Here is a 15,156-nt window from a genome sequence, read left to right as displayed (position 1 = left end):
GTCGCTCCTCCGGTCGGCGTCGCTCCTGCGGCGAGACACCGCGTCCGCCGGCGAGGCACCGCGGGGACGGCGGCGCCTCGGGGAGCGCACGAACACCTCGGCGGTCCGGTGGGCGAGGCCGGCGCCTCGGCGGACGCCGGGACGCCTCGCGGCAGCCCGGCCGACGGGCGAACAGGAGACGCCGGGCGCGGACTCCCGTCAGGCGGACTGCTCGCGCGGAGCGACGGCGAGGTGCACGGCCGCGGCGACGACCGCGCCGAGGACGTAGGCCGCGATGTCGAGCCAGGAGAAGGTGGTGCCGACGACGAGGCGGAGCGGCGCCCACAGCTCGACCAGGCGCGCTGCGACTCCGATCGCCTGCAGCTGCTCCATCGCGATCGACCAGGCCAGCGCGATCCCGGCAGCCGTCACGCCCGGGATGCGCGGCAGGAGCACCGCGATCAGCAGCGCCACCAGGACGACGTAGGCCACTCCGCCGGCGAGGTCGGCGAGCAGCCCCGTGAGCACAAACCGCAGCGCCAGGCCCAGGCCGAGCACGGCGACGGCCGCGAGGGCGAAGCGGAACCGCGCCTTCACCGGGCACGCTCCTCGAGGGCGCGCTGGAGGCGGTCGAGAGCGAGGAGGAACGTGCGGTCGTCGGCCACGCGCCAGCCGAGGGCGGCCGGGGCGGCGACGACCAGGGGCACGAGGACGGTGCGCGGGCGCCGCCTCGCCGCACGCAGGACGGCGGAGGCGGGCGGCGGAGCGAGGACCGCCAGGACCAGTGCGCGGACCCGGTGGGCACCCGAGGGCGAGGTGCCGACGCCCACCGAGACGATCCGATCCCACTCGGCGATGCGCAGGGCGTCCGCGCGCTCGGCGGCGAGTTCGAGTCCGTCGCGGCCGACGGCCAGCACCGCGGCGGCGGCGGCCGGAGCGGCGGAGGCGGGTGCCGCGATCCGGCGCAGCGCCCGGGCGAGCTCGGGAGTGCGCAGGACGGCGAACCCCTCGGTGACCGCGGCGAGCGCCGCCAGCCGGCGCTGCCGCTCCGGGGAGGCCTGACGGACCCGGGCCCGGACGGCGGCCGGGGCGGGCAGGGGCGCGGCGAGCAGCGCCGTCGGCTCGAACCGCGTGCGCGGGGGCAGCGGGACCGCCGGCGGCGTGCGCGGCGGGGGCTCGCCCCAGTGCGGCGTCGATGCGGGATCCATGCGCCCCTCCTTCCTCGCGCGGCTCCGAGCCGCCCCTGAGATCATCCCTCCTCCGCCCTCCCGCCTTGCCGAGAGGGCTCGGCGGGCTTACCATGAAGTACCCCCCGGGGGTATGCCGCGACCGACATGCCGACCGGACGCCCACCGGGCCGATCGACCGGATCGGACCGGACGCACGACACAGGAGGACCCATGAGCACCAGGATCGACCTCGGCCTGACCGCGAGCGGATCGACGGGAGGCTGCGGCTGCGGCGGAGGCGGCGCCTGCGCGTGCGGCGGCCACGGCGACGCCGGCCGCTCCGACGCCGGCCACGCGGCGCAGGGCTCCCTGTCGGCCGCGTCCGTGCAGAGCTTCGGCGTCGCGGGCATGACCTGCGAGCACTGCGTCCTCAGCGTCACCGAGGAGCTCGCCGCCTACCCCGAGGTCTCGGCGGTCGACGTGTCCCTCGCCCCCGACGGGGTCTCGACCGTCACGGTCGGCTCCTCCCGGCCGCTCGGCCGCGAGGAGATCGCCGCCGCCGTCGCCGACGCGGGCTACCGCCTCGCTCCCCTGAGCTGACGTGGCCGAGACCACCGGCACCCCGCTCGAGCTCGCCATCGGAGGGATGACCTGCGCCTCCTGCGTCGCGCGGGTCGAGAAGCGCCTCGACGCGCTCCCCGGCGTCCACGCGACCGTCAACCTCGCCCTCGAGCGCGCGACGCTGACCCTCCCGCGCGGCACGACTCCGGCCGACGCGATCGCCGCCGTCGAGGCCGCGGGCTACAGCGCGACGGTCCCCTCCACCGGCGAGGCGGCTCCGGCGGAGGAGCAGGAGGAGCAGAGCGACGACGACCGCGAGCGGCGCGCCCTGCGCACCCGGCTCCGCGTCTCCGCCCTGCTCGCCGTGCCGGTGGTCCTGCTCTCGATGATCCCGCCGCTGCAGTTCGCGAACTGGCAGTGGCTGTGCCTCGCCCTCGCCTCGCCGGTCGCGGTCTGGGGCGCGCTCCCCTTCCACCGCAACGCCTGGCGGGCGCTGCGGCACGGCTCCACCACCATGGACACCCTGATCAGCCTCGGGGTCGGCGCCTCCTTCGCCTGGTCAGTCTGGGCTCTGTTCCTCGGCGACGCGGGGCGGCCCGGCATGAGCATGCCGTTCGAGCTGCTGGGCAGCCGCTCCGGCCACGACGAGATCTACCTCGAGGTCGCCGCCGCCGTCCCTGTCCTCGTGCTGGCCGGCCGCTACCTGGAGGCGCGGTCGAAGCGCGACGCCGGTGCGGCGCTCCGGGCGCTCCTCCGCCTCGGCGCGAAGGACGCCGTGCGCGTCGCCGCCGACGGGCAGGAGGAGCGCGTGCCCGCGTCCTCGCTCGCCGTCGGCGACGTCCTCCGCGTGCGCCCCGGCGAGACCGTCGCCGCCGACGGCACCGTGCTCGAGGGCTCGAGCGCGATCGACGCGAGCATGCTCACCGGCGAGAGCGTGCCGGTCGAGGTCGGCCCGGGCTCGACCGTGACCGGCGGAGTGCTCAACGCCCACGGCCTGCTCACCGTCCGCGTCGACCGCGTCGGCTCCGAGACCACGCTCGCGCGGATGGGCCGCCTCGTCTCGGACGCGCAGGCCGGCAAGGCGCGCATCCAGCGGCTCGCCGACCGCGTCTCCTCCGTCTTCGTGCCGGTCGTGGTGGTGCTCGCCCTGGCCACCCTCGCCGGCTGGCTGATCGCCGGCGCCGAACTCGCCGCCGCCGTCTCTCCCGCCGTCGCCGTCCTCGTCGTCGCCTGCCCGTGCGCGCTGGGCCTGGCCACCCCGACCGCCGTCCTCGTCGGCACCGGCCGCGGCTCCCAGCTCGGGATCCTCCTCCGCGGGCCGGAGGTGCTCGAGGCCGGGCGCCGGATCGACACGGTCGTGCTCGACAAGACCGGCACGCTCACCACCGGCGCGTTCCAGGTCGTCGAGTCCAGCGACGACGAGAGCCTGCGGATGCTCGCCGCCGTCGAGCGCGGGTCGGAGCATCCGCTCGCCGCAGCGATCGTGGCCGGGGCCGCGCACCTCGACGTCCCCGAGGCGACCGGATTCCGCTCCAGCACCGGGTTCGGCGTGCGCGCCCGGGTCGAGGGCCGCCTGGTCGTCGCCGGCCGGCTGCGCTGGCTGGAGGAGCAGTGGGGCTTCGCGCCGGGCGGTCTCGCCGAGCGCGCCGAGCGAGCGACCGCCGAGGGCGGCACCGTCGTCGGCGTCGGCTGGGAGGGGGCGCTGCGCGGCTTCGCGGTCCTCCGCGACGAGCCGAGGCCGGAGGCGTCCCGCACCGTCCGCGCCCTGCGCGAGCGGGGCCTGCGGGTGATGGTGCTGACCGGCGACAACCCGCGGGCGGCGCAGGCCGTCGCCTCGGCCGTCGGCATCGACGAGGTCGTCGCCGAGGTGCTGCCGGAGGAGAAGCTCGCCGTGATCGAGCGCCTCCGTGCGGAGGGCCGCCACGTCGCCTTCGTCGGCGACGGTGTGAACGACGCCGCCGCGCTGGCCGCCGCGGACGTGGGGATCGCGATGGGCGCCGGATCGGACGCGGCGATCGAGGCGAGCGACATCACGCTCGTCGGCGACGACCTCGGCCGGGTGCCCGACGCCCTGCGCCTCGGGCGCCGCACCCTCGCGGTCATCCGGGGCAACCTGTTCTGGGCCTTCGCCTACAACGTGGCCGCGATCCCGCTCGCGATGGCCGGACTCCTGGGGCCGCTCGTGGCCGGCGCCGCGATGGCGTTCTCGAGCGTCTTCGTCGTGCTGAACAGCCTGCGGCTGCGGTCGTTCCGCTGAGTCCCGGCGGGCCGTCCGGGGTTCCCTCGCGGAGCTCTTGACGGCCCGCCCGCAGGTGGCGAGGGTGAGCGCATGAGCCTCTTCATCACCTGCCCGGTCGACGACGTCGAGCGCGCCACCGCCTTCTACACCGCGCTCGGCTGGACCCTGAACGCCGAGATGTCCCGCGAGGACGTCTCCTGCTTCGGGATCGGTCCCGACACGTCCGTCATGCTGGCGAGCCGCGCGATGTACGAGAGCGTCGGCGCCACCGAGGAGCTGATCGGCGCCCCCGGCACCCCCTCGAAGGTGACCGTCTCGTTCGACCTCGACAGCCGCGAGGCCGTCGACGAGCTCGTCGAGCGGGCCGCCGCCGCGGGCGGCCGGATCGGCGACACCGACGACTACCCCTTCATGTACCAGCGCCAGTTCGACGACCTCGACGGCTACCACTACTCCCCGTTCTGGATGAAGCCGGGCGGCGACGCGGCGGAGTGACGGGGCCGCGCGGACTCACTCCGCGTGCCGCAGGCGGTGCCGCCGGACCGCGGCCCGGTTCGCGCAGCGGACGGAGCAGTACCGCTGCCGGCCGTTCCGCGTCACGTCGACGACGACGTTCCTGCAGTGGTCGCCCGACGCCCGACCGGCCTCGCACCGCAGGAGGCGGCTCATCCCCCGGGTCGTCAGGTGCAGCGCCGTGCCCACCGCGATGACGGCGTGGAGGACGTGCGCCAGGGACTGGTCCTGGTCGCGGTAGTGCAGGTGCCAGCCCTCGTCGTCGTGGTCGGTCAGGCGCGGATACGCGGCGATCGCGGCCATCTGGCGGTTCAGCGACGTCGCCCGGTCGCTCGGAGTCGGCGCGTCGACCACTTCCAGCCACTCGTCGATCACGTCGCGTGTCCTGGCGTGGTCGTCCGGGCCGGACTCGAAGGCCATCGTCATGCCGCATTCGCGCGTTCGAGCCTCGATGCCCTCGCGGTCGGACGGCCAGTCGTTCGCGAGGGAGGCGGCGAGCAGGACCGCGTACTCGCCGTAAGGGTTGAGCTGCATAAGACCATGACAGCACAGTGGCTCCCATGCGCACCTCCACACCCTCCCCGCACCCCTCCGAGCCGCTCGCCCCCGCCGTCGATCCGCACGAGCACGGCTGGACGACCGAGTCGGCCCACCGGACCAGCGAGGGCGTCGTCGTGTACGTCCGCTGCGCCGGCTGCGGCACGCGGCGCGTGGACGTGCGGACCGGGCACCAGGATCCCCCTGCCGCTCTCAGCCGCGTCCTGCCCGCCTCCGACGACCGCTCCCGCCGTGGAGCAGAGGGAGGATGAGGGCATGATCGCCGACCTGACCCTCCCCTGCGACGCCGGCCCCGGGGAGAGGAGCCTCCTCCTCCGGCGTGCGGTGCTCGACGACCTCCCCGCGATCGTCCGGCTCCTCTCCGACGACCCGATCAGCGCCGGGCGCGGAGACGTCGCCGCCGAGGAGGACGGGGCCGCCTACGAGGCCGCCTTCCGGAGCATCGCGCAGGACCCGGGCAACGATCTCGTGGTCGCGGTGGACGGCGCCGGAGCCGTGGTCGGCACGCTGCAGCTGACCGTGATCCCCGGGATGGCGCGCCGCGGCAGCTCCCGCCTGCTCGTCGAAGCGGTCCGGGTGGCGAGCGCCGAGCGGTCGGCCGGGATCGGCACGGCCCTGATGCGCTGGGTGCTGGACGTCGCTGCGATCGCGCTCCGCACGCCGCTCGTCCAGCTGACCTCGGACGCCGCCCGCACCGACGCCCACCGCTTCTACCTGCGCCTGGGCTTCGTCGACTCGCACGTGGGCTTCAAGCGCCGCGTCGAGCTGCCGGGCTCGTAGCGGCGGTGCGGGCAGCCCGTCCGGACGCCTGATCGGCGTGTCCCCGCAAGCACGGCCAGCCCGGGAGGGGACGATCCGAGCGGAGGCCCGGACGGCACCGCTCGCCTCTCCCCGGCCGACGTGATTGGCTGGCCCGATGAGAACCGAGACCCGCCAGGGCGTCCCCCTCCTGCTCGTCGACGACGACGGAGGCGCGCTCTCGACCCCGGACGACGCGATCGCGCTGATCGGCGAGACCTACGGCGGCGACGTCGAGACGATCGTGGTGCCCGTCGGCCGGCTCGACCCCGAGTTCCTCCGCCTGCGCTCCGGCATCGCCGGCGAGTTCGTGCAGAAGTTCGTCTCGTACGGCAAGCGGCTGGTGATCCTCGGCGACGTCAGCGGGCCGGTGGCGGAGTCGAGCGCGCTGCAGGCCTTCGTCATCGAGTCGAACCACGGCGACCACCTCTGGTTCGCCGCCGACCTCGAGGCGCTCGACGCCCGCCTCCGCAGCTCCGGGACCGCGACCGAGCCCGGCGCCGACGGCGGAGTGGAGCCGACGCCCGGCCCCGCCCGCTGATGCCCCTGCTCCAGCCCGGCCCCGACGGCTCTCCACCCGAGGTCGACGGTCCGGTCCGCCTCCTCCTGCTCGCCGACACGCACCTCCCGAAGCGGGCGAAGGCCCTCCCGGACGAGGTGTGGCGCGCGGTCGACGAGGCAGACCTGGTCGTGCACGCGGGCGACTGGGTCGACGAGGCGACGCTGGACGCGCTGGAGGAGCGGGCGGCGCTCCTGCTGGCCGTGTGGGGCAACAACGATCCGGAGCCGCTGCGCGCCCGCCTGCCCGAGGTCGCGCGCGCCCGCATCGCCGGCCTCGACGTCCGCGTGGTGCACGAGACCGGAGCGGCGACCGGCCGCGAGACCCGCGCCGACGCCGCCCATCCGGGTGCCGACGTGCTCGTCTTCGGGCACAGCCACATCCCCTGGGACACCGTCTCCCCGGCGGGTCTCCGCCTGCTCAATCCGGGCTCCCCGACGGATCGGAGGCGCCAGCCGGCCTGCACCTTCCTGACCGCCGTCGCCGACGACGGAGGGCTCCGCGACGTGCACCTGACCGCCCTGCCGCTCCGGGCACGAACCATTCCCGGCGGCGGCGCAAGGGGGTCACAGAGCATTTAGGTCGGCCTAAGCTCACCTGGATGAGCAGCTCACACGACCACCCCGACTCCGCGCACCTGCGCCCGGAGGGTCTCGACGACGCCACCGTGGCGGCGCTCGGGAAGCTCTCGGAGGCGCTCGAGACGGTCGAGCACGCCCGCGGTCTGCTCTACGGCTTCCACCGGCTCACCGGCGCGGCCGACCTCGCTCTGGGCGAGGCCGTCGACGCGTTGCGCGAGGCCGGCCACGCCGCGACCGCCGAGCGGATCGAGGCCGAGCTCGTCGGCCGCAACGTCATCGAGGGGCGCTGGACCTTCCAGATCGTCGAGGACTACGACGACACCTACTACGCCGCGTTCCGGGAGCAGGAGCGCGCCGCGCGCGACGAGCTCGCCGGCGGACGCCGCCACCTCTTCGAGTCCGAGATGAAGGAGGGCCGCCGCTCCGGCGGCCGCCGCCACCACGAGTCGCGCCCGGAGGCGGGCTCGTGAACGCCGTCATCCGGATGCACGCCTCGTCGCTGCGGGTCAAGGCGGTCACGCCCGGCCGCGGTGGACGCGGCACGCCTCCCGAGCCCGAGGCGACGATGCGGCGCACCACGCTCAGCATCGACGGCCGTCGCTTCCTCCTCGCCGTCTCCCTCGACACCGAGGAGCTCGAGAAGCGCCTGGTCGAGGCCGTGCGCAACCGCGGCGACATGGTGAGCTTCACGGTCGCCGGCGAGCGCGAGGTCTGCGTGCTGGTCTCCCCGGGCGTCGCGGTCATCCTCGAGCACGAGGACGTCCCGGTCGAGGATCCGGACGCCGAGGACGCGCCGATCCTGTACGACGACGTCGAGTACCTGACCTGATCCGTCGGCGGCCGGTCCCGGCCGCCGGTCCGGGCGCGGCTCTCGACTCGGGTCGTCCACCCGCTCAGACCGCTCCGGTGCTCGCCCACAGGTGGAACGCCGCGTGCGCCCGGTGCGGCCGCCACGCCTGCGACGCCGCCTCCGCCTCCGCCGTGCTCACCCGGCCGAGCGCCTTCCGCAGCACCAGGTCGCCGGCGGGGAAGGCGTCCGGATCGCCGAGGAACCGGAGCGCGAGGTAGTCGGCCGTCCACGGCCCGATGCCCGGGATCGCGAGGAGCGCGCGCCGCTGCTCCGGCAGGTCGCCCGCGCGGTCGAGCACGGGTCCGGCGGCGAAGGCCTCGGCGACGGCCCGGACCGTCCGCGCCCGGGCGTTGGTGATCCCGATCGCCGAGCGCAGCGCCTCGAACTCCGGCGCGAGCAGGGCGGCGGGTGCCGGGAACGCCAGCAGACCGCGCTCCCCCGGGGCGCCGAAGGCCGCGGCGGTCCGTCCGCCGAAGGTCCGGGCCGCGGCGACGGACACCTGCTGGCCGAGGACCGCCATCACCGCCGCCTCGAACGCCTCCGGGTACTGCGTCGCGCGCAGCCCCGGCCGGGCCGCGACGGAGCGGGCGAGCAGCGGGTCCCGCGAGAGCTCGGCGCCGATCGCCACCACGTCGGAGTCGAGGTCGAACCAGGCACGGACGACCGCGGCCGCCGGCGTCAGCACGTCCGTCTCCGCCTCCACCAGCAGCCCGGTCTCCGTCACCTCGAGCACGATCGGCCGCGGCGCCCCGTCGAGGGTGAGCAGGCGCTCCAGGCGCCGGCCGTCGGCCGAGACCCGCTCCACTCCGGGGAGGGCGTGGTTGCGGAGGAGGCTCGCGGCGCCGGCTGAGTCGAAGGGCCCGAGGGCCGGCAGGTCGAGGGAGGACGTCTCGTTCAGGGGAGCAGGACCGTCTTGCCGCGCGCGCGGCCCGACTCGACGAGGGCGAGCGCGGCGGCCGCCTCGGTCAGCGGGAAGGAGGGCCCGAGCACGACCTCGAGCTCCCCGCGACCGGCGCGGTCGAGCAGGCCCGGCCGGGCGGCGTCGCGGAGCGCGGTGCCGGGATCGGCTCCCGGTCCGCCGCCGAGCATCAGGATCCCGCCGAGGCGGGCGGCGTGCTCGAAGCCGGCGACGGTGGCGATGCGCGAGCGGTCGGCGACGAGAGCCACCGAGGCGTCCAGCGCCTCGTCGGTGCCCGCCGTGTCCAGCGCGACGTCGACGCCGCCGGGGGCCAGGGCGCGCACGCGCTCCTCCAGCCCGGCGCCGTAGCGGACCGGCTCCGCGCCGAAGCGGCGGACGACCTCCTCGCCGCGCTCGCTCGTGGTGCCCAGCACCCGTGCTCCGCGGACGACCGCGAGCTGCACCGCGAGCGAGCCGACGGCTCCGCTCGCCCCGTGCACCAGGACGGTGTCCCCGGAGGAGACACGGGTGGCCTCGACGAGGTGCTCGGCGGTCGTCCCGGCCAGCAGCAGGCCCGCGGCCGCCGCCCAGCCGAGCCCGGCGGGCTTGGGCAGGACCGCGCTCGCGGGCGCGACCAGCTCGGCGGAGTAGCCGCCGGAGACCCGGAAGGCCACGACCTCGTCGCCCACCCGGATCGGGCCGAGCGGCCCCTCGGCCCCCCCGCCGACCGCGGTCACGACTCCGGAGACCTCGCTGCCCGGCCGGACCGGCACCCGCCCGCGCCCGAACATCCCGCGCAGGAGCTTCGCGTCGGCCGGGTTCACGCCCGCGGCGCGCACCGCGATCCGCACCCTGCCGGGCGCCGGCTCCCCCGGATCGACCTCGACGGCGCGCAGCGCCTCCGGCCCGTCGAATCCCTCGGCCTGCATCGCGACGACCATGCGTCCGCCTCCCGTCCCCGGGCGCCTGCGCACCCGAGCGCGACGCTAGCAGCAGCGTCCGATCCCCGGACCCCCTGCGGAGAGCGCGGCAGCCGACCGAGAACGCCCGTTCTGGTACCGCCTACCATGGAGGGATGTCCCCGATCCTCGACGAGCGCCCTCCCCGCGAGGCGATCCTCGCGGCCGCCGACCGGCTCTACTACGAGCGCGGCATCCAGTCCGTCGGGATGGACGAGCTCCGCACGGCCGCGGGCGTCTCGTTGAAGCGCCTCTACTCGGAGTTCCCGAGCAAGGAGTCGGTGGTGGTCGCCGTCCTGCACGGCCGGCACGAGCAGTGGACCCTCGGCGTGACCACCCGGGTCGCCGCGGCGGACGGACCTCGCGGCAAGCTGCTCGCGATCTACGACTTCCTCTTCGACTGGTTCTCCGAGGACTCGTTCCGCGGCTGCGGCTTCATCAACGCCTTCGGGGAGCTCGGCTCGTCGAACCCGATGGTCGCCGAGATGGCGCGCGACCACAAGGAGACGTTCCAGCGCTTCCTCGCGACCCTCGCCGAGGAGGCGGGTGGCGGCGCCGAGCTCGCCGCGCAGCTCGCGATCCTCGCCGAGGGCGCCCAGACCACCGCGGCCATCGCCGGAACCCCGGAGGCCGCCCTGCACGCGCGTCGCGCCGCCGAGATCCTCATCGACGCGGAGACGCGCCCCGTCTGAGGCACGCCGCGCGCGGGATCAGGCCTCGCCGCCCCCGGGCGGGCCGACCACCAGCAGCGCCGCGAAGACGACGGCGACCAGAGCCAGGACCAGCGCCCCGGCGAGCACGGGCCGCGCGAGCGCCCAGCGGAGGAGCCGGCTCGTCACGCGCCGGTCGCGCGGGTCGTCCGTCGCGTGCATCCGCCACGGGCCCTCCAGCAGGCCGCGGCGCTCGAAGCCGCGCTCCAGCGGGACCGTCGCGTAGGGCACGACCGCGCTGACGACCGCGAGCGCCGTCGCGCCCGCCGACCACCGCTGGTTCACCGCGAGCACCAGGGCCGCGGCTCCGTAGGCGAGGAACGCGAACCCGTGGATCGGCCCGGCGACGCTCACCGGCCAGTCGCCGGCTCCGGCCGCGTACTTCAGCAGCATCCCGACGATCAGGAGAGTCCAGGTCCCCGCCTCGACGATCGACAGCAGGCGGAAGAGGCGGCGCGGGCTCATGGGATCGGCTCCGTTCGGTCCGCGGCGACGCGGCTCGGGGTCGGTCGAGGGTCGCCCGGAGCCTACGGGAGCACGCTCGCGAGGAACCTGAGCGGACGAGGACCGCTCGGGGCGCTCAGCCCAGCCAGCCGGTGAGCGAGAGGGCCGTCACCGCGCCGACCAGGCCCGCGGCGACGAGGGCGACCGTGCCCGTGACTCCGCTGCGGGAGGGGGCTGCGGCGGGGCCGCCGGCCAGGCGCGCCCAGAGCCGGCGTGCCACCTCCTCGGCGGAGGGGCGGTCGGCCGGATCGAGAGCGGTCATCGCGGTCAGCAGCTCGCGCCACTCCGCCGGGACCGTCTCCGGGACGACGGGCGCGTGGTGGAGGCGCTGGATCGAGATCTCGAGCGTCGTGCCGGTGTAGGCCCTGCGGCCCGAGACGGCCTCGAGCAGGACCAGCCCGAGCGAGTATACGTCGGACGCCGGTCCTACCGGGCCGGAGCCGAGGCTCTCGGGGCTGAGGTACGCGGCGGTGCCCACCAGCACGTCGGAGCGGGTGAGCCGGGCGTCGTCGACCGAGCGGGCGATCCCGAAATCGCTGAGCTTGGCCTCGTGCGCGGAGAAGCCGGTTGCGGTGGCGCGCGAGCGGACGAGGACGTTCTCGGGCTTCACGTCGCGGTGGAGGACGCCCTGCGCGTGCAGGTGCGCGAGAGCATCGGCCACCTGAGCGCCGACCTCCGCGATGAGCCGCTGATCGCCGGAGCCGAACCAGTCGGCCGCCGGGTCGCTGCGGTCGAAGTACTCGAGGACGAGGAACGCGAGGTCGCCCTCCTCGCCGGGGATCTCGCCCTGGTCGAGGACGTCCACCACGGAGGCGTGACGCGAGTCGATCAGGAAGCGGATCTCGCGCTCGCGACGCGCCCGCTCGTTGGGGGTGTCCGGGACGTCGCGGTGGACCTTGACCGCGACCTGGCGGGCGAGGCGGAGGTCGCGGGCGCGGTAGACGACGGCGCTGCCACCCTCCCCCACCCGCTCGAGCACGAGGTAGCGACCGGCCAGGGTGGAGCCGACGAGCGGATCCACGACGTCGGCGGGGAGCGGCTGCAGGCGGTCGAGTTCGTCCAGCACGGGCAGCTCCCTTCGCGAATGAGTCACTAGCTCGTCTAACTAGTAGTCCCTTCGTAGTGGTCGCCGCCCCTTCAGGCAAGCACCTCGGGGGAGGTTGGCTTGTCTAGATGTTCTTGCTACGAGACTGTCTAGACTGTTCGTCATGGATGAGGTCACGCTGAAGCGACCCGGGGCCTTCTGGTTCTCGGGTGAGGCGACCGAGCCCGGAGCGGTGGAGGTCCTCGCCGCGATGCGCGCCTTCCGCACGGCGGAGGCCGCGATGCGCCGCCGGACCCGCGGATCCATGGGCATGGGCGAGAACGACCTGCTGGCCGTGCAGTTCCTCATGCGCCGCCAGCAGAAGGGCGTGCACGTCAGCCCGAAGGACCTGGCCTCCTACCTCGGCATCTCCTCCGCCTCCACGACCGTGCTGATCGACCGGCTGGTCAAGAGCGGGCACGTGGTCCGGGAGCCGCACCCGAGCGACCGCCGGGCCATCCGCATCGTCGCCACCCCCACCTCCCACCGCGAGGTGCGCGAGACGCTCGACGAGATGCACCGCCGCATGCTCGAGGCGGCCGAGACGCTCAACCCCTCCGAGGCCGGGACCGTCATCCGCTTCCTGCAGACGATGCGCGACATCGTCGAGCGCCCGGCCGACTCCGAGACGGTCGACGCCGCCCAGGAGCTCGCGGGCGAGCCGATCGGCGAGTACGCCGACGGCGTGCTGGAGCAGCGCCGCGCCTGACCGGCGTCCACTCGGCCGCGACCGCGTGTCCCCGGGAGTTCACTCCGAGGGTCTTCTGCCGCGCCCCGGATCCGTCGGAGAATCGAGGCGTCCGGCGGCGATGGACAGAAAACGCAGTCCGCGACGTAAGTAGCTAGCTCAACTAGTAGGAAGTCTTTCTAGCGATATAGAGTGACGGACGTCAGCCACTCGCACGTCAGATCGGAGCACACCATGGGCAACATCCTGTACGGCACTCCCCCCGCCGCCATCGAGGTCGAGGACCGCGCCCTCGCCCACCTCCAGATCGTCATCATCAACAAGTTCCGCCGCGACGAGCGCTTCCTGCTCACCCTCGACGCGAGCCCCCAGGCCGGCACCGGCCGCCGCGGCGTGTGGATGCACCCGACCATCCCGATCCAGTTCGAGTTCAAGGGCAGCCGCCAGCCCACGATCAACCCGGAGTGGGTCGAGGCCCTCATGGAGCGCGCGAACAGCGGCGCCGGCCTCCGCATCGTGCCCGAGCCGACGAGCAACGCCGCCGTCCCGCTGCGCCGCGCCGAGCCCGCCGCCTGACCCTCCGCGCCGGAGCCGCTCCCGATCAGGCTCCGCCGCCGCACACCGACACGACCCGCCTTCCCGCCCGGGAGGCGGGTTCCGTCGTCTCCGGGACTGAGAACCCCGGGAGCGCGCTCGCAAGTGGTTGACATTCCGCGCCACGGTCAGGGTCGCAGTCCTACACTGCTCCTGCGGCACGGGGTCGTTCCGGCGGGCTCGTCCCTGCTGTCGCACGCATGACCGGCCGCCGGCCGCTCGGGCCCCCCTCTCGAGCGACCGGCGGACGGCTGCGCGGCGCACCCGAAGCGCCGTCCGCGAGGTCCGCCGGAACCAGGAGCGGCCAGATGACCCACGGAACGAACAGCCTCACCACCACCGTCGACGAGGTGCGCCCGGGCGACCTCTTCTGCGCCGTCGTCGCCCACGAGACCGAGCAGTGGCGCGTCGTCGCCGTCCTCGGCATCCGCGTCCTCGCCGAGCGGGTCGCCGGAGGAGACCGCCGCAGCTTCACCCTCCGCTTCGTGCGCCACCAGCTCTCGCCGGACGTGCTCATCGCGAGGGGTGCCGCAGCGACGGCCTCTCCGGACTCCCGCCGCTAGAGCGCCGCCGTCGCCACGGCGGGCCGCGCCAGGCGGGCGAAGAGGCGGTCGAACACGACCCGCCGATCGAACTGCAGGGCGTACTCCCGGGCGGCCGCCGCTCGGCGTGCGCGATCGTCGGCGCTGAGCTCGAGGACGGCGTGATCGAGGAGCGCGGCGATCGTGTCCGGGCTGTCGACCGGGGTCACGAAGGCGTGCTCGCCGATCGCCTCGCCGATGCCGCCGGTCAGCGTGGTGATGATCGGCCCGCCCCCGGCGAGCATCTTCTCGGCCAGCGCGATGCCGAAGGTCTCGACGAACTCGGGCCGCGGCTTGCTCGGGAGCACGAACGCCGCGCAGCCCGCCATCAGGAAGGGCTTCTCCGCGTCGCCGACGTCGTCGAGGAAGCGGATGCGGTGCGCCAGCGGCGACGCCGCCGCGATCCGGCGCAGCTCCGCCTCCTGCGGACCGCGACCCGCGATGACGAGCTCGTGGCGCTCGTGGACGGCACTGCGCTCGTAACCCGTGATGAGGTCCTCCACGCCCTTCGCCTCGGTCAGGCGCGAGAGGAAGAGGACGTAGCCGTCGGTCCGGAGTCCGCGGGCCCGCACGACCTCCTCGACGACGCCGGGGTCGAGGTCGAGGTAGGCGTCCGCGTCGATCGCCGGGTAGGACACGGCGATGCGCTCCCGGCACTGCGGAGCGAAGCGCGTCCCGTGCGCGGCGTCGACGCGCTCCGCCTCCTCGATGATCAGGTCGCGCGTGTACTCCGACACCGCGACGCAGTGGTCCTGCGAGAGGTAGGAGGAGAGGATGTGGGCGGCGGCGCCCAGCCGGCCCTCCTCCACCGCCCGGCGAACCACGTTGGTGACGTCGGAGCCGACGGCCTCGGCGATCGTGGTGACCTCGACGGGGAGGCCTGTGCTCCAGGCGGCGCGGAGGGCGTCGGCCACGACGAGCGTGTGCGGGCTCAGGTAGAGCGAGAGGCAGACGGTCGGGACGCCGTCGGTGAACAGCTCGATCAGGCGTCCGGTCATCCCGGCCAGCCAGCGGCCGTCCGGGACCTTGTAGTCACCCACTGGTCCCGGCCGCTCCACGACGATGCCGTCGCTGTAGGGCAGCACGGCGTCGAGCGGCTTGAGCGGGAGGCCCGCGGCCTCGAGCCGGTCGATCGGCCAGGTGACGATCCGGACCTCGTCGAACCCGCGCTCCCGGGCGGTCTCGGCGAGATTGCGCGCTTCGACGGAGTGCCCGCAGATCACCGGATCGGCGCGGACGACGATGACGAGTCTGTTCTGCACGGTGTTCGCGTGCGTGCTCTGGTCCATGGGTCTCCTTCAGGGGTCGTCGGTCGGGTGCGGCGGCGGAGG

At 74.8% G+C, this 15,156-nt stretch carries 21 protein-coding genes; 13 read left to right on the top strand and 8 right to left on the bottom strand.

From position 1 onward, the window contains the following. Positions 1–198: 198 nt before the first annotated feature. Positions 199–576 carry a DUF2809 domain-containing protein gene (locus tag C5C25_RS16415; protein WP_104262387.1) on the bottom strand — a complete coding sequence of 126 codons (378 nt, stop codon included), beginning with the start codon at positions 574–576 and terminating at the stop codon, positions 199–201. After that, entirely contained in the window at positions 573–1,187 is a 615-nt protein-coding gene (locus tag C5C25_RS16410) for a hypothetical protein (RefSeq protein WP_181133623.1), read from the bottom strand. Before C5C25_RS16410 ends, C5C25_RS16415 begins: the two co-directional genes overlap by 4 nt. Positions 1,188–1,379: 192 nt before the next feature. Between C5C25_RS16410 and C5C25_RS16740 the strand changes: the two genes are divergently transcribed. The 3 genes from C5C25_RS16740 (at position 1,380) to C5C25_RS03600 (ending at position 4,443) form a co-directional block, all read left to right on the top strand. Beyond that, the gene (locus C5C25_RS16740) at positions 1,380–1,748 is read left to right on the top strand and encodes a heavy-metal-associated domain-containing protein (RefSeq protein WP_104249755.1); all 369 of its coding nucleotides are present in this window, start codon (positions 1,380–1,382) and stop codon (positions 1,746–1,748) included. A 1-nt stretch (position 1,749) separates the two neighbouring features. Further along, positions 1,750–3,966: a cation-translocating P-type ATPase gene (locus tag C5C25_RS03605; RefSeq protein WP_258069327.1), complete on the top strand. Its 2,217-nt coding sequence runs from the start codon at positions 1,750–1,752 to the stop codon at positions 3,964–3,966. Between the two features lie 72 nt (positions 3,967–4,038). Further along, positions 4,039–4,443: a VOC family protein gene (locus tag C5C25_RS03600; protein WP_104249754.1), complete on the top strand. Its 405-nt coding sequence runs from the start codon at positions 4,039–4,041 to the stop codon at positions 4,441–4,443. A gap of 15 nt (positions 4,444–4,458) precedes the next feature. Here the strand turns inward: C5C25_RS03600 and C5C25_RS03595 are convergent, their stop codons facing one another. Then, on the bottom strand, positions 4,459–4,995 hold the full coding sequence (locus C5C25_RS03595; RefSeq protein ID WP_104249753.1) for a CGNR zinc finger domain-containing protein: 537 nt from the start codon (positions 4,993–4,995) through the stop codon (positions 4,459–4,461). 26 nt (positions 4,996–5,021) lie between these two features. Between C5C25_RS03595 and C5C25_RS03590 the strand changes: the two genes are divergently transcribed. From C5C25_RS03590 to C5C25_RS03565, 6 genes are all read left to right on the top strand, one after another. Next, a complete protein-coding gene (locus tag C5C25_RS03590) occupies positions 5,022–5,270 on the top strand; it encodes a hypothetical protein (protein ID WP_104224177.1) in 249 nt (82 codons plus the stop codon). A 4-nt stretch (positions 5,271–5,274) separates the two neighbouring features. After that, positions 5,275–5,799 (top strand): GNAT family N-acetyltransferase, encoded by a 525-nt coding sequence (locus C5C25_RS03585; protein ID WP_104249752.1) that lies wholly within the window; start codon positions 5,275–5,277, stop codon positions 5,797–5,799. A gap of 136 nt (positions 5,800–5,935) precedes the next feature. Continuing rightward, positions 5,936–6,358 (top strand): DUF4180 domain-containing protein, encoded by a 423-nt coding sequence (locus C5C25_RS03580; RefSeq protein ID WP_104249751.1) that lies wholly within the window; start codon positions 5,936–5,938, stop codon positions 6,356–6,358. Beyond that, on the top strand, positions 6,358–6,957 hold the full coding sequence (locus C5C25_RS03575; RefSeq protein ID WP_104225945.1) for a metallophosphoesterase: 600 nt from the start codon (positions 6,358–6,360) through the stop codon (positions 6,955–6,957). The genes C5C25_RS03580 and C5C25_RS03575 overlap by 1 nt, the downstream gene beginning before the upstream one ends. A gap of 20 nt (positions 6,958–6,977) precedes the next feature. Next, entirely contained in the window at positions 6,978–7,427 is a 450-nt protein-coding gene (locus C5C25_RS03570; RefSeq protein WP_104249750.1) for a hypothetical protein, read from the top strand. Next, the gene (locus tag C5C25_RS03565) at positions 7,424–7,786 is read left to right on the top strand and encodes a hypothetical protein (RefSeq protein ID WP_104224172.1); all 363 of its coding nucleotides are present in this window, start codon (positions 7,424–7,426) and stop codon (positions 7,784–7,786) included. Before C5C25_RS03570 ends, C5C25_RS03565 begins: the two co-directional genes overlap by 4 nt. 64 nt (positions 7,787–7,850) lie before the next feature. Here the strand turns inward: C5C25_RS03565 and C5C25_RS03560 are convergent, their stop codons facing one another. Together C5C25_RS03560 and C5C25_RS03555 are read right to left on the bottom strand one after the other, a co-directional pair. Beyond that, positions 7,851–8,681, bottom strand: coding sequence for a DNA-3-methyladenine glycosylase (locus C5C25_RS03560; RefSeq protein ID WP_258069333.1), 831 nt, complete (start codon positions 8,679–8,681; stop codon positions 7,851–7,853). A 20-nt stretch (positions 8,682–8,701) separates the two neighbouring features. After that, on the bottom strand, positions 8,702–9,646 hold the full coding sequence (locus C5C25_RS03555; RefSeq protein WP_258069326.1) for an NADP-dependent oxidoreductase: 945 nt from the start codon (positions 9,644–9,646) through the stop codon (positions 8,702–8,704). A gap of 134 nt (positions 9,647–9,780) precedes the next feature. On the opposite strand from C5C25_RS03555, the gene C5C25_RS03550 reads away from it, so the two are divergent. Beyond that, entirely contained in the window at positions 9,781–10,356 is a 576-nt protein-coding gene (locus tag C5C25_RS03550) for a TetR/AcrR family transcriptional regulator (RefSeq protein WP_104224170.1), read from the top strand. An 18-nt stretch (positions 10,357–10,374) separates the two neighbouring features. Here C5C25_RS03550 and C5C25_RS03545 read toward each other — a convergent pair whose 3' ends face one another. Beyond that, positions 10,375–10,839: a DUF3817 domain-containing protein gene (locus C5C25_RS03545; protein ID WP_104249748.1), complete on the bottom strand. Its 465-nt coding sequence runs from the start codon at positions 10,837–10,839 to the stop codon at positions 10,375–10,377. A 115-nt stretch (positions 10,840–10,954) separates the two neighbouring features. Continuing rightward, entirely contained in the window at positions 10,955–11,944 is a 990-nt protein-coding gene (locus tag C5C25_RS03540; RefSeq protein ID WP_181065516.1) for a serine/threonine-protein kinase, read from the bottom strand. Positions 11,945–12,086: 142 nt separating this feature from the next. Here C5C25_RS03540 and C5C25_RS03535 point away from each other — a divergent pair, with 142 nt between their 5' ends. The 3 genes from C5C25_RS03535 to C5C25_RS03525 all read left to right on the top strand — a co-directional run bounded on the left by C5C25_RS03535 (position 12,087) and on the right by C5C25_RS03525 (position 13,807). Then, a complete protein-coding gene (locus C5C25_RS03535; protein ID WP_104224167.1) occupies positions 12,087–12,671 on the top strand; it encodes a MarR family winged helix-turn-helix transcriptional regulator in 585 nt (194 codons plus the stop codon). 213 nt (positions 12,672–12,884) lie between these two features. Beyond that, the gene (locus C5C25_RS03530) at positions 12,885–13,226 is read left to right on the top strand and encodes an ATP-dependent DNA ligase (RefSeq protein ID WP_104224199.1); all 342 of its coding nucleotides are present in this window, start codon (positions 12,885–12,887) and stop codon (positions 13,224–13,226) included. A gap of 326 nt (positions 13,227–13,552) precedes the next feature. Continuing rightward, complete coding sequence (locus C5C25_RS03525; protein WP_104249747.1) at positions 13,553–13,807, top strand: hypothetical protein; 255 nt, start codon at positions 13,553–13,555, stop codon at positions 13,805–13,807. On the opposite strand, the gene C5C25_RS03520 is transcribed toward C5C25_RS03525, so the two are convergent. Next, positions 13,804–15,114, bottom strand: a complete 1,311-nt coding sequence (locus C5C25_RS03520; RefSeq protein WP_104249746.1) for a glycosyltransferase — start codon at positions 15,112–15,114, stop codon at positions 13,804–13,806. The two genes, C5C25_RS03525 and C5C25_RS03520, sit on opposite strands and share 4 nt — an antisense overlap. Positions 15,115–15,156 lie beyond the last annotated feature (42 nt).

The organism is Rathayibacter sp. AY2B9, assembly GCF_002931595.1.
Taxonomy (GTDB): Bacteria; Actinomycetota; Actinomycetes; order Actinomycetales; family Microbacteriaceae; genus Rathayibacter.
This window is presented reverse-complemented; position numbering and strand designations above follow the sequence as displayed.